General features: G+C 72.5%; 19 protein-coding genes and 1 pseudogene. 10 read left to right on the plus strand and 10 right to left on the minus strand.

Annotated elements, in window-relative coordinates; all coding sequences use genetic code 11:
- The coding region (locus tag B351_RS16890; RefSeq protein WP_198006231.1) for an ELM1/GtrOC1 family putative glycosyltransferase at positions 1-251 on the minus strand (251 nt) is incomplete at its 3' end.
- A 109-nt stretch (positions 252-360) separates the two neighbouring features.
- On the opposite strand from B351_RS16890, the gene B351_RS0113910 reads away from it, so the two are divergent.
- The 5 genes from B351_RS0113910 (at position 361) to B351_RS0113930 (ending at position 4,323) form a co-directional block, all read left to right on the plus strand.
- On the plus strand, positions 361-948 hold the full coding sequence (locus B351_RS0113910) for a malonic semialdehyde reductase (protein WP_026010733.1): 588 nt from the start codon (positions 361-363) through the stop codon (positions 946-948).
- A gap of 46 nt (positions 949-994) precedes the next feature.
- Positions 995-1,570 (plus strand): YceI family protein, encoded by a 576-nt coding sequence (locus B351_RS0113915; RefSeq protein ID WP_019399646.1) that lies wholly within the window; start codon positions 995-997, stop codon positions 1,568-1,570.
- A 108-nt stretch (positions 1,571-1,678) separates the two neighbouring features.
- Complete coding sequence (locus B351_RS0113920; protein ID WP_019399647.1) at positions 1,679-1,876, plus strand: zinc-finger domain-containing protein; 198 nt, start codon at positions 1,679-1,681, stop codon at positions 1,874-1,876.
- 28 nt (positions 1,877-1,904) lie between these two features.
- Positions 1,905-3,017 (plus strand): glycosyltransferase, encoded by a 1,113-nt coding sequence (locus B351_RS0113925; protein ID WP_019399648.1) that lies wholly within the window; start codon positions 1,905-1,907, stop codon positions 3,015-3,017.
- A complete protein-coding gene (locus B351_RS0113930; RefSeq protein WP_019399649.1) occupies positions 2,998-4,323 on the plus strand; it encodes an O-antigen ligase family protein in 1,326 nt (441 codons plus the stop codon). The genes B351_RS0113925 and B351_RS0113930 overlap by 20 nt, the downstream gene beginning before the upstream one ends.
- A gap of 14 nt (positions 4,324-4,337) precedes the next feature.
- On the opposite strand, the gene B351_RS16895 is transcribed toward B351_RS0113930, so the two are convergent.
- Positions 4,338-5,291, minus strand: a complete 954-nt coding sequence (locus B351_RS16895; protein WP_039731684.1) for an LpxL/LpxP family Kdo(2)-lipid IV(A) lauroyl/palmitoleoyl acyltransferase — start codon at positions 5,289-5,291, stop codon at positions 4,338-4,340.
- 59 nt (positions 5,292-5,350) lie between these two features.
- On the opposite strand from B351_RS16895, the gene waaA reads away from it, so the two are divergent.
- Positions 5,351-6,676, plus strand: coding sequence for a lipid IV(A) 3-deoxy-D-manno-octulosonic acid transferase (waaA, locus tag B351_RS0113940; RefSeq protein ID WP_019399651.1), 1,326 nt, complete (start codon positions 5,351-5,353; stop codon positions 6,674-6,676).
- Between the two features lie 68 nt (positions 6,677-6,744).
- On the opposite strand, the gene B351_RS0113945 is transcribed toward waaA, so the two are convergent.
- The 3 genes from B351_RS0113945 to B351_RS0113955 all read right to left on the minus strand — a co-directional run bounded on the left by B351_RS0113945 (position 6,745) and on the right by B351_RS0113955 (position 9,664).
- The gene (locus B351_RS0113945) at positions 6,745-8,112 is read right to left on the minus strand and encodes a TolC family outer membrane protein (protein WP_026010734.1); all 1,368 of its coding nucleotides are present in this window, start codon (positions 8,110-8,112) and stop codon (positions 6,745-6,747) included.
- A 94-nt stretch (positions 8,113-8,206) separates the two neighbouring features.
- Positions 8,207-8,869, minus strand: a complete 663-nt coding sequence (locus B351_RS0113950; protein ID WP_019399653.1) for a protein-L-isoaspartate O-methyltransferase — start codon at positions 8,867-8,869, stop codon at positions 8,207-8,209.
- 138 nt (positions 8,870-9,007) lie between these two features.
- On the minus strand, positions 9,008-9,664 hold the full coding sequence (locus B351_RS0113955) for a TetR/AcrR family transcriptional regulator (RefSeq protein WP_019399654.1): 657 nt from the start codon (positions 9,662-9,664) through the stop codon (positions 9,008-9,010).
- Between the two features lie 85 nt (positions 9,665-9,749).
- Here B351_RS0113955 and B351_RS0113960 point away from each other — a divergent pair, with 85 nt between their 5' ends.
- Entirely contained in the window at positions 9,750-10,868 is a 1,119-nt protein-coding gene (locus B351_RS0113960; RefSeq protein WP_037034279.1) for an efflux RND transporter periplasmic adaptor subunit, read from the plus strand.
- A gap of 3 nt (positions 10,869-10,871) precedes the next feature.
- Positions 10,872-14,036 carry an efflux RND transporter permease subunit gene (locus B351_RS0113965; RefSeq protein ID WP_019399656.1) on the plus strand — a complete coding sequence of 1,055 codons (3,165 nt, stop codon included), beginning with the start codon at positions 10,872-10,874 and terminating at the stop codon, positions 14,034-14,036.
- A gap of 161 nt (positions 14,037-14,197) precedes the next feature.
- Here B351_RS0113965 and B351_RS0113970 read toward each other — a convergent pair whose 3' ends face one another.
- Positions 14,198-15,064, minus strand: coding sequence for a LysR family transcriptional regulator (locus B351_RS0113970; protein WP_019399657.1), 867 nt, complete (start codon positions 15,062-15,064; stop codon positions 14,198-14,200).
- Between the two features lie 133 nt (positions 15,065-15,197).
- Here B351_RS0113970 and leuC point away from each other — a divergent pair, with 133 nt between their 5' ends.
- Together leuC and leuD are read left to right on the plus strand one after the other, a co-directional pair.
- On the plus strand, positions 15,198-16,625 hold the full coding sequence (gene leuC, locus B351_RS0113975; RefSeq protein WP_019399658.1) for a 3-isopropylmalate dehydratase large subunit: 1,428 nt from the start codon (positions 15,198-15,200) through the stop codon (positions 16,623-16,625).
- An 11-nt stretch (positions 16,626-16,636) separates the two neighbouring features.
- Complete coding sequence (gene leuD / locus B351_RS0113980) at positions 16,637-17,281, plus strand: 3-isopropylmalate dehydratase small subunit (RefSeq protein ID WP_019399659.1); 645 nt, start codon at positions 16,637-16,639, stop codon at positions 17,279-17,281.
- Between the two features lie 51 nt (positions 17,282-17,332).
- Here the strand turns inward: leuD and B351_RS0113985 are convergent, their stop codons facing one another.
- The 4 genes and pseudogenes from B351_RS0113985 to B351_RS0114000 form a co-directional block, all read right to left on the minus strand.
- The gene (locus tag B351_RS0113985) at positions 17,333-18,418 is read right to left on the minus strand and encodes a serine hydrolase (RefSeq protein ID WP_019399660.1); all 1,086 of its coding nucleotides are present in this window, start codon (positions 18,416-18,418) and stop codon (positions 17,333-17,335) included.
- Positions 18,419-18,626: 208 nt separating this feature from the next.
- Entirely contained in the window at positions 18,627-19,967 is a 1,341-nt protein-coding gene (gene gdhA / locus B351_RS0113990; protein ID WP_019399661.1) for an NADP-specific glutamate dehydrogenase, read from the minus strand.
- Between the two features lie 29 nt (positions 19,968-19,996).
- A complete protein-coding gene (gene leuB / locus B351_RS0113995) occupies positions 19,997-21,055 on the minus strand; it encodes a 3-isopropylmalate dehydrogenase (RefSeq protein WP_019399662.1) in 1,059 nt (352 codons plus the stop codon).
- A 49-nt stretch (positions 21,056-21,104) separates the two neighbouring features.
- Positions 21,105-21,387: pseudogene (locus tag B351_RS0114000) on the minus strand (hypothetical protein); the annotation flags it as partial.

The following is a 21,387-nucleotide window of genomic DNA, read 5'->3' on the forward strand; positions in this document are numbered from 1 at the left end:
CCCTGGCGGCCGCAGCCGATCGCCAGCGCCGGGGCCGGACCCGCCAGGGCCGCCGCCAGCCCGGGACCAAACGCGTGCTGCGCCCCGGGCAAGCGCCGCGGCGCCAGCCAGCGCCAGGGCGCGCGCGGCGCCAGTTCCGGCAGGCGCGGCGAGTCCAGGCCGAGGGCGCCGGCCAGGGCCTCGGCCTGGCGCACGTTGCCGGCGTTGCCATCGGTCAGCAGCCAGGCCGTGGTGGACGCGTTCCGTTCCATGCGCGACATCAATTCGTTCCGGGCCGGATTTGGTAAACCGCTGCTGCAACACTCTACACTGCGGCCCACCCGTGGCCTCGTGCCGCAACCGGACCCTTTAGCCAGAACCATGAGCCAACCGTTGAACGAAGCCGCCCTCGACCAGCTGTTCCGCAGCGCCCGCACCTACAACGCCTTCACCGGCGAAGTAAGCGACGACACCCTGCGCCGGCTCTACGACCTGCTGAAGCTGGGCCCGACCGGAGCCAATACCACGCCGGCGCGCTTCGTGTTCGTGAAATCGGCCGAGGCCAAGGCCAAGCTCGCCCCGGCGCTGTCCGAGGGCAACCATGCCAAGACCATGTCCGCGCCGGTGACGGTGATCGTCGGCCGCGACCTGGATTTCCACGAGAAGCTGCCCTACCTGTTCCCGCACGCCGACGCCAAGGCCTGGTTCGACGGCCCGCGCGAGGGCCGCGACAAGCCCTCGCTGCTGAACATGTCGCTGCAGGCCGGCTACCTGATCCTGGCCGCGCGCGCGCTGGGCCTGGACGCCGGCCCGATGACCGGCTTCGACCCGGCCAAGGTCGACGAGGCGTTCTTCGCCGGCACCAACATCCGCTCGGAAATCCTGGTCAACCTCGGCTACGGTGACCCGGCCAGCCTGTTCCCGCGTTCCCCGCGACTGTCCTTCGACGAAGCCGCGCGCATCGTCTGAGGCGTCGCCCCCGCAGTCGTCACGGCAAACCACAAGGAGTTCCACCATGCGCAAGATCCTGCTCGCCGTCGCCCTGGCCGCCTTCGCCGGTGCTGCCTCCGCCGCCCCGGTGACCTACAACCTCGATCCGACCCACACCAACGTGCTGGCGCAGTGGAGCCACTTCGGCTTCTCGCATCCGTTCGCCAACTTCGGCGACGTCCAGGGCACCCTGGTGTACGACGCCGACAACGTGTCCGCCTCCAGCGTGGAGGTGACCTTGCCGCTGTCCGGCCTGGAGGCCTTCAGCAGCAAGTTCAACGAGCACCTGCGCAGCGCCGACTTCTTCGACGCCGAGAAGTACCCGACCGCGAAGTTCAGGAGCACCAAGGTCGAGCCCGCCGGCGAGGGCAAGCTCAAGGTCACCGGCGAGCTGACCATCAAGGACATCACCCGCCCGGTGGTGCTGGACGTGACCTTCAACAAGGCCGCCGACCATCCGATGCTCAAGGCCCCGGCGATCGGCTTCGACGCCACCGCCACCATCCTGCGCAGCGAGTTCGGCGTGGGCGCCTACGTGCCCAACGTCGGCGACGAGGTGACCCTGCGCATCACCACCGAGGCCCACGCCAAGGCCAAGTGAGGCCCGCCGGTGCCGGCCCCGCGCGGGCCGGCACCGCCGCGACCCGGGCCGCGGTGGCCCGCGCGCTGGTAGAATCCACGCGCTTCCTGCCGATCCGAGCTACACGCCATGAACACCACCGCCGCCGCGCCCGCCAATGCCGAGAAGCGTTACACCGTGCACCGCGCGGACCTGCCGCTGAGCTGCCCGACGCCGGAAATGGCGCTGTGGAACTCGCACCCGCGCGTGTACCTGCCGATCCAGGACGAGCCGAACGGCGAGGCCAAGTGCCCGTACTGCTCGGCCGTCTACCAGCTGGTCGACTGACGCCCGCCGCATCCCGGCCGCGCCGCCGATGCGCCGCCTGACCGTGGTCCAGCTGCTGCCGGCGCTGGAATCCGGCGGCGTCGAACGTTCCACCCTCGAGATCGCCGCGGCCCTGGCCGCCGGCGGCCACCGCGCCATCGTCGTCTCCGCCGGCGGCCGCCTGGTGCCGCAGCTGCGCGCCGGCGGGGCAGAGCACGTCGAACTGGCCATCGGCCGCAAGTCGCCGGCCGTGCTGCGCCATGTCCCGGCCCTGCGCCGGTTGTTCCTGGACCAGGGCGTGGACATCGTCCACGCGCGCTCGCGCCTGCCGGCCTGGCTGGGACGGATGGCCCTGGCCGGGCTGCCGGCCGCGCGCCGCCCGCACTGGGTCACCACCGTGCACGGACTCAATTCGCCCGGGCGCTACAGCGCGGTCATGGCCAGCGGCGAGCGCGTGGTCTGTGTCTCGCGCACGGTGCGCGACTACGTGCTGCGGCATTACCCGGACACCGATCCGGGCCGGCTGCGGGTGATCGAGCGCGGCATCGATCCGGCGCAGTTTCCGCCGCGGCCCTTGCCCGATCCCGCTGCCCGCGCCGCGGGGGCGGCGGAGCACCCGGCCCTGGCCGGGGCCGCCCCCTTGCTGCTGCTGCCCGGGCGCGGCACGCGCCTGAAGGGCCATGCCGACGCCCTGCGGCTGCTGGCCGCCCTGCGTGCCGGTGGCCAGCCGCAGGCACGGTTGTGGCTGCCGGGCGCGCGCGAACCCGGGCGCGAGGCCTATATCGCCGAACTGGAGGCCTTGGCCGCGCAGCTGGGCGTGGCCGATGCGGTGCTGTTCACCGCACCCACCGCGGCCATTGCCACCGCGTACGCGGCCAGCGACCTGGTGCTGCAGCTGTCGCGCAAGCCCGAGGCCTTCGGCCGTACCGTGGTGGAAGCGCTGGCGGTGGGCCGCCCGGTGCTGGGCTGGGCCCATGGCGGGGTGGGCGAACTGCTGCAGGCGCTGCAGCCGGCCGGCGCGGTGCCGCCGTTCGACAGCGATGCGCTGGCCGCGGCCGCAGCCCGGCTGTTGCGCGAGCCGCCCGCGCCGGTGGCCGTCCCCTTCACCCTGCAGGCCATGCAGCAGGCCACCCTGGACCTGTATGCGGAACTGGCCGGCTGAGCACGCTCCCGCGCCTGGCCGCGCGTTCGCCTGGACGCCGGCCTGGGTGCTGCTGGCGGTGGCGCTGTGGCCGCTACCGGGGCCGGCCGAGGCGGTGCTGTCGCTGGGGGCGCTGGCGGTGGCCGTGCAGCTGGCCTGGTGCGCGCTGCGGCGCCGGCCGTTGCCGCTGCAGCGCGGCGCGTTCGTGCTGGCGGGCCTGCTGTTCGGCGCCTACTGGCTGCCGGAGCTGCTGTCGGCCGCGGACGCGCTGGACCGGGCCCGGGCCTGGAAGGAAACCCTGGCCGACCTGCGTTACCTGCCGCTGCTGTGGGGCGTCGCCATTGCCGTGCGCGAACCGCGCGGGCGCGGGGTGGTGCTGGGTGGGCTGGCGCTGCTGGCGCTGGCCTGGAGCGTCGATGCGCTGCTGCAGGCGCTGGCCGGGGCCAGTCCGCTGTTCCTCGCCCTGGACGCGCTGAAGGCGCTGGCCGGCGGCGGGCCGCTGTGTCCGGTTGCCGAGGTGCAGGCCTGGGACCGGGTCAACGGCGTGTTTGGTGACTGCAATCCCAAGCTGGGCCTGGTGCTGGCCAGCCTGGCGCCATTCGTCCTCGCCCCGGCGGCGGCGCGCGGGCGGGCGTGGGGCTGGTGCCTGGCCGCGGCGGTGCTGGGCCTGGCCGTCGTCCTCGGCGGCGCGCGTGCGGCCTGGCTGACGTTGGCGCTGGTATTGCTGGCGACGGGCTGGCGGGTGCTGGGGCCGGCGCGGCTGGCCGGCTTCGGAGCTGCCGCGCTGCTGGCGCTGGTGGCGCTGTACCTGGCCTCGCCGCCGCTGCAGCAGCGGGTGGCGCGCACCGCGCTGGCGCTGCAGGCCGATGCCGGCGGGATCGACGGCGCCTTGTCCGGACGTGGGCGGATCTGGCGGGGCGCGCTATGCATGGCACGCGAGCATCCGCTGAACGGCGTGGGCGTGCGCGGCTTCCGCCGGGCCTGGGCAGGCTGCGATCCGGCGCCGGCGCAGGAGACCCTGTGGGGCGGCGGCGAGGCGCTGCACGCGCACCAGCTGGTGCTGGAACTGCTGAGCGAGACCGGCGTGCTGGGCCTGCTGGCCTGGCTGGGCGGGGCCTGGGCGGCGTGGCGCGGCTGGTGCCGCGCCGGGCCCGCGGCGCGCCGGCGCGCGGCCCCGGCATTGCTGGCGCTGGCGGCGACCGTGTTCCCGCTCAACACCCACCTGGCGTTCTATTCCACCTTCTGGGGCGGGGTGCTGATGCTGCTGGCCGGGCTCTACGCCGGGCTGCTGCAGGCCCGCGGCGACGCGCCGGCGGCGCGCGCCTGAGCTCCGGGCCGGCCTCAGGCGGCCGGTGGCGGCGCGGGCAGGCCGCGGCCGCGCTCGTAGTAGTTGCTGCGGCCCTGCGGCTGGCGCTTGAAGCGGCGGTGGATCCACAGGTACTGCGCCGGCGCCTCGCGCACCATGGCCTCGATCGCGGCGTTGACCCGGGCGGTGTCGGCGACCGCGTCCTCGCTGGGGAAGTCCGCCAGCGGCGGGGCCACGCGCAGGATGTAGCGGCCGCCCTCGCGGCGGTGGAAGAACGGCACCACCGCGCAGCCGGTGACCCGCGCCAGCTGGTGGGTGGCGGTGATGGTCGAGGCCGGCATGCCGAAGAACGGCGCGAACACCGAGTCCTTGCCGCGCATGTCCTGGTCCGGCGCGTACCACAGCATCCCGCCGCGCTTGAGGTGGCGCACCGCGCCGCGCAGGTCGCTGTTGGCGAACATCGCCACCGCATAGCGCAGGCGGCCGCGCTTGACCGCCCACTCCATCACCGGGTTGCGGTGGCGGCGGTACATGCCGGCCAGCGGCACCTGCCCGCACAGCAGCCGCCCGCACATCTCCAGGGTCATGAAGTGGCCGGAAACCAGCAGCACGCCGCGGCCCTGGACCTGCAGTTCGCGCAGGTGCTCCAGGCCCTCGATCCGGACGTCGCGCTCGATCGGCGCCAGCGAACCCCACCAGGCGCGCGCGAACTCGAACAGGCCCACGCCCAGCGCGTCGAAGCTGTCGCGCGCCAGGCGCGCGCGCCATTGCGGCGTCTGCTGCGGGAAGCACAGGGCGAGGTTGACCTCGGCGGCGCGGCGGCGCTCGCGGGCCAGGTGCCAGGCCAGCCAGCCCACCCCGCGGCCGATCGCGCGCTGCCACAGCCAGGGCAGGCGCGCGGCGGCGACCATGATCCCCAGGGCCAGCCACATCGGCCAGTTGCGCGGGGCGAAGGAAGGGCGGGGAGGGGGCGTGTCTGCGGCGCTCATGCGCAGATTCTAAGCCTTGGCCGGCAACCGGCCGTCGCCGGCTCGGCTATCCTGCGCCGATGCCGACTCCGTTTCCGCCCAAGGAACCGGGCGAACGCCTGGTGCGCTGGCTCTACTCGCTGGCGCTGTACCTGCTGTCGCCCTTCACCCTGTACCACCTGATCTCGCGCGGCTTCCGCGTGCGCGAGTACTTCCGCCGCTGGGACGAGCGCTACGGCGCCTACAGCACCGAGCAGGGCCGCCCGTGCGTGTGGCTGCACGCGGTGTCGGTGGGCGAGGTCAACGCCGCCGCGCCGCTGGTCAACGCCCTGCTGCGCCAGGGCAAGGGCACCCGCTGGGTGGTCACCACGATCACGCCCACCGGCTCGCAGCGGGTGCGCGCGCTGTGGGGCGGGCGGGTGGACCACGTGTACCTGCCCTACGACCTGCCCGGCAGCGTGGACCGCTTCCTGCAGCACTTCCGCCCGACCCTGGCACTGATCATGGAAACCGAGCTGTGGCCGAACATGCTGTTCGGCTGCCGCGACCACGGCATCCCGGTGTACGTGCTCAACGCGCGCCTGTCGGCCCGTTCCCTGCGCGGCTACCGCCTGCTGCGGCCGCTGCTGGGCCGCGCCCTGCGCACGGTGCGCTGCGTGGCCGCGCAGTCCGACGCCGATGCGCGCCGCTTCCAGATGCTGGGCGCGCGTCCCGACCAGGTGCGGGTGCTGGGCAACCTCAAGTACGACGTGGAGGTGCCCGACGGCCTGGAGGCGTTGCGCGCGGCGTTCGAGGACGCGCTCGGCCGCAAGCGCCCGGTGTGGATCGCGGCCAGCACCCACGAGGGCGAGGAGGAGGACGTGCTGGCCCTGCACCGGCGCCTGCGCGCGCGCTGGCCGGAACTGCTGCTGCTGTGGGCGCCGCGCCACCCGGAGCGCTTCGGGCGGGTACGCGCCGCGGCCGAGGCGGCGGGCTGGCAGGTGGGCACGCGCAGCGCCGGCGGCTGGCCGGCGGCCGGGGACGACGTGTTCGTGGTCGATACCCTGGGCGAGCTGATGGCGTTCTACGCCTGCGCCGACGTGGCCTTCGTCGGCGGCAGCCTGCAGCCGGTCGGCGGGCACAACCTGCTGGAGCCGGCGGCGGTGGGCACGGCGGTGGTCACCGGCCCGCACCTGCACAATTTCGCCGAGATCTCGCGGCGCCTGGACGAGGCCGGGGCGCTGCGCGTGGGCCGCGACCTGCAGGAGGTCGGCGACGCGCTGGAGGCGCTGCTGGGCGACGCCCCGCTGCGCCAGGCCATGGTCGAGGCCGGCCGCGCCCTGGTCGACCAGGGCCGCGGGGCGCTGCGCAACACCCTGGAGCTGATCGCGCCGGACCTGCCGGCGCCGGATCCGGTCGAGGACTGAGCGGAAGCCGGAAACGAAGAAGGCCGCCCCGTGGGCGGCCTTCTCCATTCCGGTGCCGGTGCCGCGGCTTACTGGCGCAGGACCGACGGATCCTGCAGCTGGGCCTCGGCGTCGACGGTCAGCAGGGCATTGACCTGGCGCAGCGCGTCCACGTCCAGCTCGCCGGTGGCCTGCGACAGCAGCAGGCGGTTGAGCAGGAAGTTGTACTTGGCGCGGGCGTACTCGACCTGGGCCTGGAACAGGGTGCGCTGGTTCTGGACCACGTCCAGCACGGTGCGGGTGCCGACTTCCAGGCCGACCTGCGAGGCCTCGTAGGCACTCTGCGCCGAGACCACGGCCAGGCGGCGGGCCTCGACCTCGCTCACGCCGGCGACCAGGGCCTGGTACAGGTTGCGGGTGTTGCGGTCCAGGGCGCGGCGCTGCTGCTCGTACTGGTCCTGGGCGATGTCGCGCTGGGCGATCGCCTGGCGCACGCGCGACTGGGTCGCGCCGCCGGAGAAGATCGGCACGGTCAGGGTGATGCCGATGCTGCTGCCGGTGCTTTCGCCGTTGCCAGCGCCGGTGAGGTTGTCGATGTCGCCCCAGGCCGCGTCCTTGCCCCAGTCGGCGTTGAGCGCCAGGGTGGGGTAGTGGCCGGCACGGGCGGTTTCCACGCTCTGGTCCGCGGCCTGGGCACGCAGCTCGGCCGAGCGCAGGCTGGGATTGCGCTCGATTGCGGCGGCCACCCAGGCGTCGGCGTCGCTGCGCAGGCTCGGCAGCTCCGGACGGAAGTCGGCCGGCAGGGCGCGCAGGTCGCGCACCGGCTGCCCGGTCAGCTCGGCCAGCGCCTGGTAGGCGTCCTGCAGGGCGTTGCGGGCGAGGATGGTGTTGGCGCGGGCCTCGTCGTACTGGGCGCGGGCCTCGTGCACGTCGGTGATCGGGGCCAGGCCCACTTCCAGGCGCTTGTCGGCGTAGTCGAACTGGCGCTTGGCGGCGGCCTCGTTGGTCTCGGCGGCGGCCAGGGACTCGATCGCCACCAGCACGTCGAAGTAGGCGGCGGCGGTGCGCACCATCAGGTCGTCGCCGGCGGCGGCCAGGTCCTGGTCGGCGGCGGCGCTGAGCGTGCGCTCGGCGCGCAGGGTGGAGAAGTCGCCCCAGTTGAACAGCGTCTGCGACGCGCGCAGGCCGTAGCTGCGGGAGGTCCTTTCGATGGTGCCGGGACGGCCATCGCGCTCGGTACGCGAGCGGGTGAGGCTGGCGGAGCCGTTGACCTGCGGCAGCAGCGCCGCGCGCGCCTGGACCCGGCCTTCCTTGGTGATGAGGGTGTTCGATTCGGCGATCGCCAGCGTCGGGTCGCCGTTGCGGGCCATTTCGTAGGTCTGCAGCAGGTCGGCGGCGCTGGCGGTGACGGGGGCCAGTGCGGCCGCCAGGGCCAGGGCGAGGGAACGGCGGATCATCAGCGGCTTCCTTATCTTCATGTTGGGCCCGGGTCCATGCCCGGGCCGTCGTGGGGATATCGGGATCCGACCGCTGCCCCGCGGGGCATTGCGGTCAGAAACTGAACTGCGGGGCCGGCTCGGCGCCGCGCAGGTACTCGAGCTCGGTCTCGAACAACGATTCAACGGCCGGCGCGTTGACATCGCCGGTGTGGCGCAGCAGCACGGCTTCCATCACCGGCGCGCGGCCACGGACCACGAACAGGCGGCCGCCCGGGCGCAGCCACTCCAGGAACCGGGTCGGGACCGTGTCCACCGCGGCGGTCACGCAGACCGCGTCGAACTGGCGGGTCGGCGCGTACTGCAGGGCGTCGGCGGTCTCGATGCGGACGTTGGTGCCCAAGCGGGCAGCGTCCAGGTGCCTGCGCGCGGCGGCGGCCAGTTCCGGCTGGATCTCGATGCTCACCACCTCGCGCGCCAGCTCGCCCAGGCAGGCGGTGACGTAGCCGCTGCCGGTGCCCACTTCCAGCACGCTGTCGCCCGGCTGCAGGGCCAGGGCCTGGAGCATGCGGCCCTCGACCACCGGCTTCATCATGCGCACGCCGTGGCCCAGCGGCAGCTCGATGTCGGCGTAGGCCAGCGCGCGCTGCGCCTCCGGCACGAACGCCTCGCGCGGCAGGCGGCCGATCACCTCGAGCACGGCGGCGTCCAGGACCTCCCAGGGGCGGACCTGCTGTTCCACCATCAGTTCGCGGGCAAGGGCGTAATCGATCGTCATGGCTGCTATCACAAGGCGCGGGAGGCCGGGCATTCTACTACCGCGGCGGCCCGTGCCGGCGCTGGAAGGATCGCCGCGCCCGGGCGGCGGCGTTCAGTGCCGGAAGTCACCGCGACCACCGGCCCTGCGGGACGCGGTTCAGGCCGCATAGGCGCGCAGGAAGAAATCCACCGTGGCCCGCAGGTGCCGCTGCAGGTCGGCCGGCGCGGGCGTGCCGCACAGGCCGCAGGCCATCTTCGAGTACAGCTCGCCCTTGAGCAGGCAGAAGAACTGCGAGGCGGCCAGCGGCACGTCCCCGATCCGCAGCAGGCCCTCGTCCACCCGGGCCTGCAGGAACTGGGCGAAGGCATCCTGCACCCGCCGCGGGCCGGCGTTCCAGAACAGGTGGCGCAGGGCGTCCTCGCCGGCGCCGGCGGTCATCATGCGGTGGATGCGGAGCGCCTCCTCGCTGCTGATCAGGGCGAAGAAGGCGTGGCCGATGGCCAGCAGCTGCTCGCGCAGCGGGCCCTCGGGCGGGTTCACGAACAGCTCGTCCGGCAGCACCTCGCGGCACTTGGCGGCGATCGCCTCGGAGAACAGGGTCTCCTTGTCGCCGAAGTGGCTGTAGACGGTCAGCTTGGACACGCCGGCGGCGGCGGCGATCTGGTCCATGCTCACGCCCTGGTAGCCCTGTTCGAGGAACATGCGCTTGGCCGCTTCCAGGATCGCGGCGCGCTTGGCCAGGTCCTTGGGGCGGCCGGGGCCCGGATTGCGGGCGGGCGCGGCGGCGCTGGCGGGCGTGGTCGGGCGGGTCATGCAGGCAATACTAGACTAGTTGGTTTTCTATTTATACCATACCGGCCGGTTCACTATTTTCCACCTACGGGACGGAGTCGTGGCGATGCAGGGACGGGTCAGGCGTGGCGTAGCGGCAGCCCTCGTGGTGGTCGCCCTCGCGGGGTGCGGCAATGGCGCGGAGGCGCCGGAGAAGGCGCGCCCGGTCTGGGTGGTGCAGCCACAGGCGGCCGGCGAAGCCGCGGGGCTGGCCTTCCCCGGCGAGGTGCGGGCGCGCGAGGAAAGCCCGCTGGCGTTCCGCATCGGTGGCGAGCTGGTGGCGCGGCGGGTGGACGCCGGTGCGCGGGTGGCCGAAGGCCAGGTGCTGGCCGAGCTGGATCCGGGCGACCAGGCGCTGCAGGCGCAGGCCGCGCGGGCGCAGCTGGCGGCGGCCGAGGCCGAGCTGGCGCGGGCGAAGGGCGACCTGGACCGCTACGCGAAGCTGGTCGAGCAGCAGCTGGTGAGCCGCTCGGCCTACGAGGCCCAGGAGGCGGCGTACAAGGCCGCGGCCGGGCAGGTCGATGCCGCCCGCGCGCAGTGGGAGGTGACCCGCAACCAGGCCGCCTATGCCACCCTGCGCGCGCCGCACGCCGGGGTGATCGCCAGCCGCCAGGCCGAGGTCGGCCAGGTGGTGGCGGCCGGGCAGACCGTGTTCACCCTGGCCGCCGACGGTGGCCGCGAGGTGGCGATCGACCTGCCGGAGGACCGCATCGGCCAGTTCAAGGTCGGCGATCCGGCCGAGGTCGAGCTGTGGAGCCGCCCCGGCCAGCGCCTGCCGGCGCGGATCCGCGAACTGGCCCCGGCGGCCGATCCGCTGACCCGCAGTTACGCCGTGCGCGTGGCCCTGGACGATGCGGTGGCCGGCGACGTGGTGCTGGGCCAGAGCGCGCGCGTGTTCCTCGGCCACGGCGCGGCCGGCGCCGGCCTGCGGGTGCCGCTGGCGGCGCTGCAGCAGGGCGCCGACGGCAAGCCGGCGGTGTGGGTGGTGCGCGAGGGCAAGGTCGCCAGCGTGCCGGTCGAGCACGGGCCGCTGGGCACCGAGACGGTGGAGGTCCGCGGCGAGCTGCGCGCCGACGACTGGGTGGTCGCCGCCGGCGGCCACCTGCTGCGCGAGGGCGAGGCGGTGCTCGCGGTGGACCGCGGCAACCGGCCGGTGGCCGCCGCCGTGCGGCCGAAGGCGGACTGAGCCATGCGCCGCTTCAACCTTTCCGAGTGGGCGCTGCACAACCGCGGCCTGGTGCTGTACGCGATGATCGCCCTGGCGGTGATCGGCACCTGGTCCTACCTGCGCCTGGGCCAGAGCGAGGACCCACCGTTCACCTTCAAGGCCATGGTGGTGCGCACGCTGTGGCCGGGCGCCACCGCCGAGGAGGTCTCGCTGCAGGTCACCGAGCGGATCGAGAAGGCGGTGATGAACACCGGCAAGTACGAGTTCGTGCGCTCGTACTCGCGCCCGGGCGAGTCGCAGGTGATCTTCATGGCCCGCGACTCGATGCGCTCGAAGGACATCCCCGAGCTGTTCTACCAGGTACGCAAGAAGGTCGGCGACATCCGCGCCACGCTCCCGGACGGGGTGGTCGGGCCGTTCTTCAACGACGAGTTCGGCGACACCTTCGGCAACATCTACGCCCTCACCGGCGAGGGCTTCGACTACGCCATCCTCAAGGACTACGCCGACCGCATCCAGCTGGAACTGCAGCGGGTGGCGGACGTGGGCAAGGTCGAGCTGATCGGCCTGCAGGACGAGAAGGTCTGGATCGAGATCGACAACGCGCGCCTGGCCACCCTGGGCATCCCGCTGCAGGCGGTGCAGCAGGCGCTGGAAGGACAGAACGCGGTGGTGCCGGCCGGGTTCTACGAGACCGCCTCCGAGCGCGTGCAGCTGCGGGTGGACGGCCCGTTCCGCACCCTGGAGGAGATCCGCGCGTTCCCGATCCGCGCCAACGGCCGCACCATCCGCCTGCAGGACGTGGCCACGGTGACCCGCGGTTTCGCCGATCCGGCCGCGCCGCGCATGCGCTTCATGGGCCAGGACGCGATCGGCATTGCCGTGGCCATGCGCGACGGCGGCCACATCCTGCGCCTGGGCGAGGCGCTGGAGGCCGAGTTCGCGCGGCTGCAGGAGCAGCTGCCGGCGGGCATGCAGCTGCGCAAGGTCTCCGACCAGCCGGAGGCGGTGCGCGACTCGGTGGGCGAGTTCGTGCGCGTGCTGGCCGAGGCGGTGACCATCGTGCTGCTGGTCAGCTTCTTCTCGCTGGGATTCCGCACCGGCCTGGTGGTGGCGGTCTCGATCCCGCTGGTGCTGGCGATGACCTTCGCGGTGATGAACTACTTCGGCATCGGCCTGCACAAGATCTCGCTGGGCGCGCTGGTGCTGGCGCTGGGCCTGCTGGTGGACGACGCGATCATCGCGGTGGAGATGATGGCCATCAAGATGGAGCAGGGCTTCGACCGCCTGCGCGCGGCCAGCTTCGCCTGGGAATCGACCGCGTTCCCGATGCTCACCGGCACCCTGATCACCGCGGCCGGCTTCCTGCCGATCGCCACCGCCGCCTCCAGCACCGGCGAGTACACCCGCTCGCTGTTCCAGGTGGTGACCATCGCCCTGCTGGTGTCGTGGATCGCCGCGGTCCTGTTCATCCCCTACCTGGGCGACAAGATGCTGCCGGACCTGGCGCATCCCCGGCCGCCGAAGCCGGGCAGCCTGGCCGCGCGCCGGCGTGCCTTCCGCGAGCGGCTGGCCGACCGCTGGCCTCAGTACGCGGCGCTGCTGGCCCCGGCGCCGCTCGACGGCCACCACCACGACCCGTACCAGCGCCCGTTCTACCAGCGCTTCCGCCGCCTGCTCGATGCCTGCCTGCGCCGGCGCTGGTGGGTGATCGGCGCCACCGTCGGCCTGTTCGTGCTGTCGCTGGCGATGTTCCGCTTCGTGCCGCAGCAGTTCTTCCCGGACTCGACCCGGCCGGAGCTGATGGTGGACCTGGAACTGGCCGAGGGCGCGTCGCTGCGCGCCACCGAGGCGCAGGCGAAGAAACTGGAGGCGCTGCTGCAGCAGCGCGAGGACGTGCGCAACTACGTGGCCTACGTCGGCACCGGCTCGCCGCGCTTCTACCTGCCGCTGGATCAGCAGCTGGCGGCGACCAACTTCAGCCAGTTCGTGGTCCTGGCACGCGACATCCAGGCGCGCGAGGAACTGCGCAACTGGCTGCTGCGCGAGGTGGCGCCGCAGTTCCCGGAGCTGCAGATGCGCGTGACCCGGCTGGAGAACGGCCCGCCGGTGGGCTACCCGGTGCAGTTCCGCGTTTCCGGCGAGCACATCGACCAGGTGCGCGCGATCGCGCGCAAGGTCGCGGAGAAGGTGCGCGCCAACCCGCACACCACCAACGTCAACCTGGACTGGGACGAGCCGAGCAAGGTGGTGCGCCTGGAGATCGACCAGGACCGCGCCCGCGCGCTGGGCGTCAACAGCGCCCAGCTGGCGCAGTTCCTCAGCGCGCAGCTGTCCGGCTACACCGCCAGCACCTTCTGCGAGGGCAACGAGCTGGTCGGGATCATGCTGCGCGGCGGCGCCGGCGACCGCGAGCAGCTGGAACTGCTGGGCAGCCTGGCCATCCCCACCGGCGACGGCGGCAGCGTGGCGCTGTCGCAGGTGGCACGCATCCGGCAGACCTTCGAGGAAGGGATCATCTGGCACCGCGACCGGCTGCCGACCATCACCGTGCGCGCCGACATCGGCGACGAACTGCTGCCGGCGGCGGTCACCGCGCAGATCGACCCGACCCTGGACGGGATCCGCGAGGCGATGCCGCCGGGCTACCTGCTGCAGGTCGGCGGCTCGGTGGAGGATTCGGCGCGCGGGCAGAACTCGATCAAGGCCGGCATGCCGCTGTTCCTGTTCGTGGTCACGACCCTGCTGATGGTCCAGCTGCGCAGCTTCTCCCGCACATTGATGGTGCTGGTGACCGCGCCGCTGGGCCTGATCGGCGCGAGCTGGTTCCTGCTGGTCTTCCGCATGCCGTTCGGCTTCGTGGCACTGCTGGGCACGATCGCGCTGGCCGGCATGGTGATGCGCAACTCGGTGATCCTGGTCGACCAGATCGAGCAGGACATCGCCGCCGGCCACGACCGCTGGCACGCCATCGTCGACGCCACCGTGCGCCGCTTCCGCCCGATCGTGCTGACCGCGCTGACCGCGGTGCTGGCGATGATCCCGCTGTCGCGCAGCGCGTTCTACGGCTCGATGGCGGTGGCGATCATGGGCGGCCTGATCGTGGCCACCGCCCTGACCCTGCTGTTCCTGCCGGCGCTGTACGCGGCCTGGTTCCGGGTCAGGCCGGAAGAGGCAACAGCCTGACGGCGGGACGGTGTAGCCGGAGCAATGCCGCTGCTTCGGCTACGCCCCGGGCACACCCGCACGAAGCCCCACTCCCCTCGGAAGAGGGGAACCCGGGTGCGCTTCGCTTACCCCTCGGCCAGCGCCATCGTCCCGGCCAATCACCAATCACCAATCACCAATCACGAATCCCCACGCAGCAGCGCGATGAACGCCTGCGCCGCCCGCGACAGCGTGCGGCCGCCATGCACGACATACCCGAGTTGCCGTGACAGCTGCACGCCCTGGACCGGCAGCACCTGCACCTGGGCGTCGAGCATGGTCAGCGGCAGCGCGCCCCAGGCCAGGCCCACCGAGACCAGCATCTTGATGGTCTCCATGTAATTGGTGGTCAGGCGCAGCTGCAGCGACAGGCCGCGGCGGGCAAAGGCCTGGGCGACGATGCGGTGGGTGAAGGTGCCCGGATCCGGCAGGACCGCCGGATGCGCGGCGATGTCGGCCAGGCCCACCTTCGCCATCCGCGCCAGCGGATGGTCCGGCGCCACCACGAAGCGCAGCGGGTCGTCCCATACCGGCGTGGCCAGCAGCGGTGCCTCGGTCGGCCCCAGCGTGGTCACCGCCAGCTCCACGTCGCCGCCCAGCACCTGGGCATAGGCCTGCTCCGAATCCATGAAGCGGATGTCCAGCGCCACCCGCGGGTGCAGCGCGGTAAAGCGGCGCAGCAGGGCCGGCAGCCGGTGCAGGCCGACGTGGTGGCTGGTGGCCAGGCTCAGGCGGCCGCCGATGTCCTGGCCCAGGTCCTGCAACGCGCGCCGCGCCGCATCGGCCTCGGCCAGCATCTGCCGCGCCCGCGGCAGCAGCAGGCGCCCGGCCTCGGTCAGCACCACCTGGCGGCCGAGGCGGTCGAACAGGCGCACCTCCAGGTCCTGCTCCAGCTGGGCGATGCGCTTGCTCACCGCCGGCTGGGTCAGGTGCAGCTGCTCGGCGGCGGCGGAAAAGCCGCCGCGCTCGGCGACGGCGACGAATGCCGACAGGCTGCCCCAGTCCATCGCGGCTCCGGATTGATTCCTGGCAGGAATCTACCGGATGAAAAATATGCATTTGAGTTATCGATGGCAAGGCGGCAGGATTTCCCCAAGCCCGGCGGGCCGCGCGCCCGCCACCGCCAGAGGAACAGAGGGAATGGCCGGCAAGACCCTTTACGACAAGCTGTGGGAAATGCACGAGGTAAGCCGCCGCGACGACGGCTCCTCGCTGATCTACATCGACCGCCACATCCTGCACGAGGTGACCTCGCCGCAGGCGTTCGAGGGGCTCCGCCTCGCCGGCCGCAAGCCGTGGCGGGTGGACGCCAACATCGCCACGCCCGACCACAACGTGCCCACCACCCGCGCCGAGCGCGCCGGTGGCCTGCAGGCCATCGCCGACCCGGTGTCGCGGCTGCAGGTGCAGACCCTGGACGAGAACTGCGCCGATTTCGGCATCCTCGAGTTCCGCATGGACGATGCCCGCCAGGGCATCGTCCACGTGGTCGGCCCGGAGCAGGGCGCGACCCTGCCGGGCATGACCGTGGTCTGCGGCGACTCGCACACCTCCACGCATGGTGCTTTTGGAGCGCTGGCGCACGGCATCGGCACCTCCGAGGTCGAGCACGTGCTGGCCACCCAGTGCCTGGTGGCCAAGAAGATGAAGAACATGCAGGTCCGGGTCGAAGGCAAGCTGGGCCCGGGCGTGACCGCCAAGGACATCGTGCTGGCGGTGATCGGCCGGATCGGCACCGCCGGCGGCAACGGCCACGCCCTGGAGTTCGCCGGCAGCGCGATCCGCGAACTGTCGATGGAAGGCCGCATGACCATCTGCAACATGGCCATCGAGGCCGGCGCGCGGGTGGGCATGGTGGCGGTGGACGAGAAGACCATCGAATACGTGAAGGGCCGCCCGTTCGCGCCCAGGGGCGGGCAGTGGGACGCGGCCGTGGCGCTGTGGCGCACCCTGGTCTCCGATCCGGACGCGCACTTCGACACCGTGGTCGAGCTGCGCGCCGAGGACATCAAGCCGCAGGTCAGCTGGGGCACCTCGCCGGAGATGGTGGTGCCGGTGGACGCGACGGTGCCGGATCCGGAACGCGAACCCGATCCGGTGAAGCGCGATTCGATCGTGCGCGCCCTGAAGTACATGGGCCTGCAACCCAACCAGCCGATCACCTCGATCCGGCTGGACCGCGTGTTCATCGGTTCGTGCACCAACTCGCGGATCGAGGACCTGCGCGCGGCCGCCGCGGTGGCGCGCGGGCGCAAGGTGGCGCCGACGATCAAGCAGGCGCTGGTGGTGCCGGGCTCGGGCCTGGTCAAGGCCCAGGCCGAGGCCGAGGGCCTGGACAAGGTGTTCATCGAGGCCGGCTTCGAGTGGCGCGAGCCGGGCTGCTCGATGTGCCTGGCGATGAATCCCGACAGGCTGGGCGCCGGCGAGCACTGCGCCTCCACCTCCAACCGCAACTTCGAGGGCCGCCAGGGCGCCGGTGGCCGCACCCACCTGGTGAGCCCGGCGATGGCCGCCGCCGCCGCGGTGGCCGGCCACTTCGTCGATGTGCGCGAACTGGTCCAGGCCTGAGGAAACCGCCAATGAAAGCCTTCACCACCCACACCGGCCTGGTCGCCCCGCTGGACCGCGCCAACGTCGACACCGACCAGATCATCCCCAAGCAGTTCCTCAAGTCGATCAAGCGCACCGGCTTCGGCCCGAACCTGTTCGACGAGTGGCGCTACCTGGACGTGGGCCAGCCGGGGCAGGACTGCAGCACGCGGCCGATCAACCCGGACTTCGTGCTCAACTTCCCGCGCTACCAGGGCGCCAGCGTGCTGCTGGCGCGCGAGAACTTCGGCTGCGGCTCCTCGCGCGAGCACGCGCCGTGGGCGCTGGACGAGTATGGCTTCCGCGCGATCATCGCGCCCAGCTTCGCCGACATCTTCTACAACAACAGCTTCAAGAACGGCCTGCTGCCGATCGTGCTGTCCGACGCCGAGGTCGACGAGCTGTTCCGCCAGTGCGAAACCAGCGAGGGCTACACCCTGACCGTGGACCTGGCGGCGCAGACGGTCACCCGCCCCGATGGCGTGCAGCACCGCTTCGAGGTGGACGCCTTCCGCAAGCACTGCCTGCTCAACGGCCTGGACGACATCGGCCTGACCCTGCAGGAGAAGGACGCGATCGCCGCCTTCGAGGCACGCCACCGCGCCGTCCAGCCCTGGCTGTTCGGCGCCGCCTGATCCAGGATGCGGCGCGGCTTGCCCGCGCCGCGCTCCCGCGGCCGTGGGCGGTCACCTGACCGCCGGCAGCAGCTTGCCGGTCAGCAGGCGGAAGGTCAGTCGCGGCGCGTCGGGCTTGCCGTAGTTGGTCGTGGTGACGACCACGACCAGGCGCTGCGCGGGGAACACCCGCACCGTGTTGCCGCCGGTGCCGTTCATCGCGAACGAATCGAACGTGCGGCCCTCGCTGGTGTCGTGGTGCAGCCACCACAGGTAGCCGTAGTCGATGCCGTCCTCGATGCGCGCATGCGGCCGGGTGGATTCGGCCACCCATGCCGCCGGCACCAGCTGGCGGCCGTTCCATTCGCCGCCGCGGCGGTACAGCTCGCCCAGCGCGAGCAGGTCGCGGCTGCGCAGGGCAAGGCCGCCGCCGGCCTGGGCCAGGCCCAGCGGCGAGAACTGCCAGGCCGGCGCCTCGATGCCCAGCGGGTCGAACAGCCTGGCGCGGGCATAGTCCTGCAGGGGGCGGCCGACGGCGGCCTGGATCGCGGCGCCGAGCGTGGTCACGCCGGCGGTGCAGTAGCGGAAGCTGCGTCCGTATGGCGAGTCTTCCGGCCGCTCCATCCACGCCGGGAAGCCCTGGATCGGCAGGTCCAGGTAGAACCCGACCCAGTCCTCGACCAGGTACATGCGTTCCTCGTTGCCGCGCGACCACTGGTTCCAGTCGTCGCACTCCAGCAGCGAGGACATGGTCATCAGGTCGACCGCGGTGATCGCGTCCTTGCGTGGATCCGGATTGGCCGGAGGCGGGCGCCGCAGCAGCGGCAGCACCGGCGCGTCGGCCCGCATCCGGCCCTCGGCCTGGGCGATGCCGGCCAACATGCCGGCGACGGTCTTGGTCGCCGAGCGCGTGTCGCGGCGCGCCTCCGCGCCACCCTCGTCGAAATAGCGCTCGTAGACCAGCACGCCGTCGCGGGCGACCAGCACGCTGGTGACCTGGCCGAACTCGCCGGCCGCGATGGCACGTTCCATCCCGGCCAGCGCGGCCGGATCGATGCCGTGGTCCGCGGCGGGTTCCAGCCGCCAGGCCGGCGGCTTCGCCGGCACGGTGGCGGGAAGCAGGAGGAGCAGGAGCGTGGCGAGCAAGGGCAGGCGCATGGCAGGTCTCCGGCGGCAAGGGTGCCGGGAGCCTGGCACGCGCCCCGCGCGCGCAGCAGGGGCGATGCGACGAAGCGGCGGAAACGCCGACGGAAGCCGGCAAGGGCGGCGCCAGGCATGGGCCCTGGTGGCCGCCACGCCGCGCCGCGCTGGCGCGATGCGGCGTGCAGACCTTCCGCGGCGGGGCGGCGCCCGCGCCGCGGGCGCCTCAGTACACGCCCTGCGCCAGCATCGCGTCGGCCACCTTCACGAAGCCGCTGATGTTGGCGCCGTCCACGTAGTTGACCGTGCCGTCCTTGCGCTTGCCGTGGCGCACGCAGTTGCCGTGGATGTCCTTCATGATCGCGTGCAGGCGCTCGTCCACCTCGGCGTGGTGCCAGGACAGGCGCAGCGCGTTCTGGCTCATCTCCAGGCCCGAGGTGGCCACGCCGCCGGCGTTTGAGGCCTTGCCCGGCGCGTACAGGGTGCCGGACTCCAGGAACACGTCCACCGCCTCCAGGGTCGAGGGCATGTTCGCGCCCTCGGCCACGCAGATGACGCCGTTCTTCACCAGGGTGCGCGCGTCCTCGCCGTCCAGCTCGTTGTGGGTGGCGCAGGGCAGGGCGATCTCGGCCGGGATGTGCCAGGGGCGCTTGCCGGGCAGGTATTCGAAGCGCCGGTCCCCGTCCAGTTCCGCCAGGCGGCCACGGCGCACGTTCTTCAGTTCCATCACCGCCTCGATCGCCTCCATGTCGAAGCCGTCGCGCGCGTAGAGCGTGCCGCCGGAATCGCTGAAGGTCAGCACCTTGCCGCCCAGGTCGGTGGCCTTCACCGCCGCGTACTGGGCGACGTTGCCCGAGCCGGAGACCAGCACCCGCGCGCCCTGGGTCTCGCGGTGGGCGTGGTGCAGCATCTGCTCGACGAAGTAGACGGTGCCGTAGCCGGTGGCCTCCGGGCGCATCAGGCTGCCGCCGTAGGCCAGGCCCTTGCCGGTGAACACGCAGCCGGCCTGGTTGGACAGCTTCTTCATCATGCCGGCCATGTAGCCGACCTCGCGCGCGCCAACGCCGATGTCGCCGGCCGGCACGTCGGTGTCCGGGCCCAGGTGCCGGTAGAGCTCCAGCATCAGCGCCTGGCAGAAGCGCATCACCTCGCCGTCGCTCTTGCCCTTGGGGTCGAAGTCCGAGCCGCCCTTGCCGCCGCCCATGGGCAGGGTGGTGAGCGCGTTCTTGAAGGTCTGCTCGAAGGCCAGGAACTTCAGGATCGACAGGTTCACCGTGGGATGGAAGCGCATGCCGCCCTTGTACGGGCCGATCGCCGAACTGTGCTGCACGCGCCAGGCACGGTTGACCTGCACCTGGCCCCGGTCGTCGACCCAGGACACGCGGAACTGGATCACCCGCTCCGGCTCGACCAGCCGTTCCAGCAGGCCGTCGCGCGCGTACTGCGGGTTGCGCTCGAGGAACGGCCACAGGCTGGCGGTGACTTCCTTGACCGCCTGCAGGAACTCCGGCTGGCCCGGATCGCGGCGCTTTACCCGCTCGAGGAACTCTTCCCTGGAACCTGGCATGGCTTGTCTCCTTTGCCTGGGGCGGCTGCTCAGCGCAGGCGCTCGATCACGGCCTGCGCGGCCCGGGTGGTGTCGACGGCCTGGCCCGCCGGCGCGAGGTCCGCGGTGAACACGCGGTCGTCCAGCGCGGACGACACCGCCGCCTCCACCGCGGCGGCCTCGGCCTCCAGGCCCAGCGAGTGGCGCAGCAGCATGGCCGCGCTGAGGATGGTGGCGTAGGGGTTGGCGATGCCCTTGCCCGCGATGTCCGGCGCCGAGCCGTGGATCGGTTCATAGATCCCGACCTTCCCGTCGCCCAGCGACGCCGAAGCCAGCAGGCCCAGCGAGCCGGCCAGCATCGAGGCCTCGTCGGTGAGGATGTCGCCGAACATGTTCTCGGTGACGATCACGTCGTAGGCGCGCGGCCGCGACAGCAGGTGCATGGCCATGGAGTCGACCAGCTGGTGCTCCAGGGTCACGTCCGGGAACTCCTCCCGCACCACGCGCGCGGCCACGTCGCGCCACAGGCGCGAGGTCTCCAGCACGTTGGCCTTGTCCACCGAGGTGAGGTGGCCGCGGCGGCTGCGCGCCAGCGCCGCGGCGCTGCGCACCACGCGCTCGATCTCGGCCACGGTGTAGCGGCACAGGTCGCTGGCGTCGGTGGCGCTGCGGGTCTTGTCGCCGAAGTAGATGCCGCCGGTCAGCTCGCGCACCACCACGATGTCCACGCCTTCCAGCAGTTCGGACTTGATCGGCGAGGCGCCCAGCGCCGCCGCGTGCGGGCGCACCGGGCGCAGGTTGGCGAACAGGCCCAGGCCCTTGCGGATCGCCAGCAGGCCCTGCTCCGGCCGCACCTTGGCGTTGGGATCGGACCACTTCGGGCCGCCGACCGCGCCGAGCAGGACCGCGTCGGCGTTCTTCGCCGCCTCCAGGGTGGATGCCGGCAGCGGTTCGCCGTGGCGGTCGATGGCGATGCCGCCGATGTCGTGCTCCTGGAAGGAGAAGCTGTGGCCATGGCGGGCGGCGACCGCCTCCAGCACCGGCAGGGTGGCGGAGACGATCTCCGGGCCGATGCCGTCGCCGGGCAGTACGACGATGTTCGCGTGCATGGGGGTGCCTCGCAACGGGGAAGGTGGGATGCGCGTGGCCGGGCGCGGCTCAGCCGGCGGCTTCGGTTTCGGCTTCGGCCGGCGCGGGCGCCGGATCGCGGGCGGGCCCGGCCGCGGTTGCCTGCGGGCGCACCGGGCCGTCCCACTCGGACGCGTCGGGGCGCGGCGGCAGCGGGATGTCGGCGCGGCGGCGCGCCAGGGCACGGTTCACGGCAGCGTCGAAGCTCAGCGCGGCGGCCGGGTTGCTTTCGGGGATGGGCATGGAACGTTCCTCGGCGACCGGCACGGGGAGCGCCGGTCGGCGGTCTGTGGAATGGAGGCCGGCCGCCGGC

Source organism: Pseudoxanthomonas sp. GW2, from assembly GCF_000283075.1.
In the GTDB taxonomy this organism is placed as follows: Bacteria; Pseudomonadota; Gammaproteobacteria; order Xanthomonadales; family Xanthomonadaceae; genus Pseudoxanthomonas.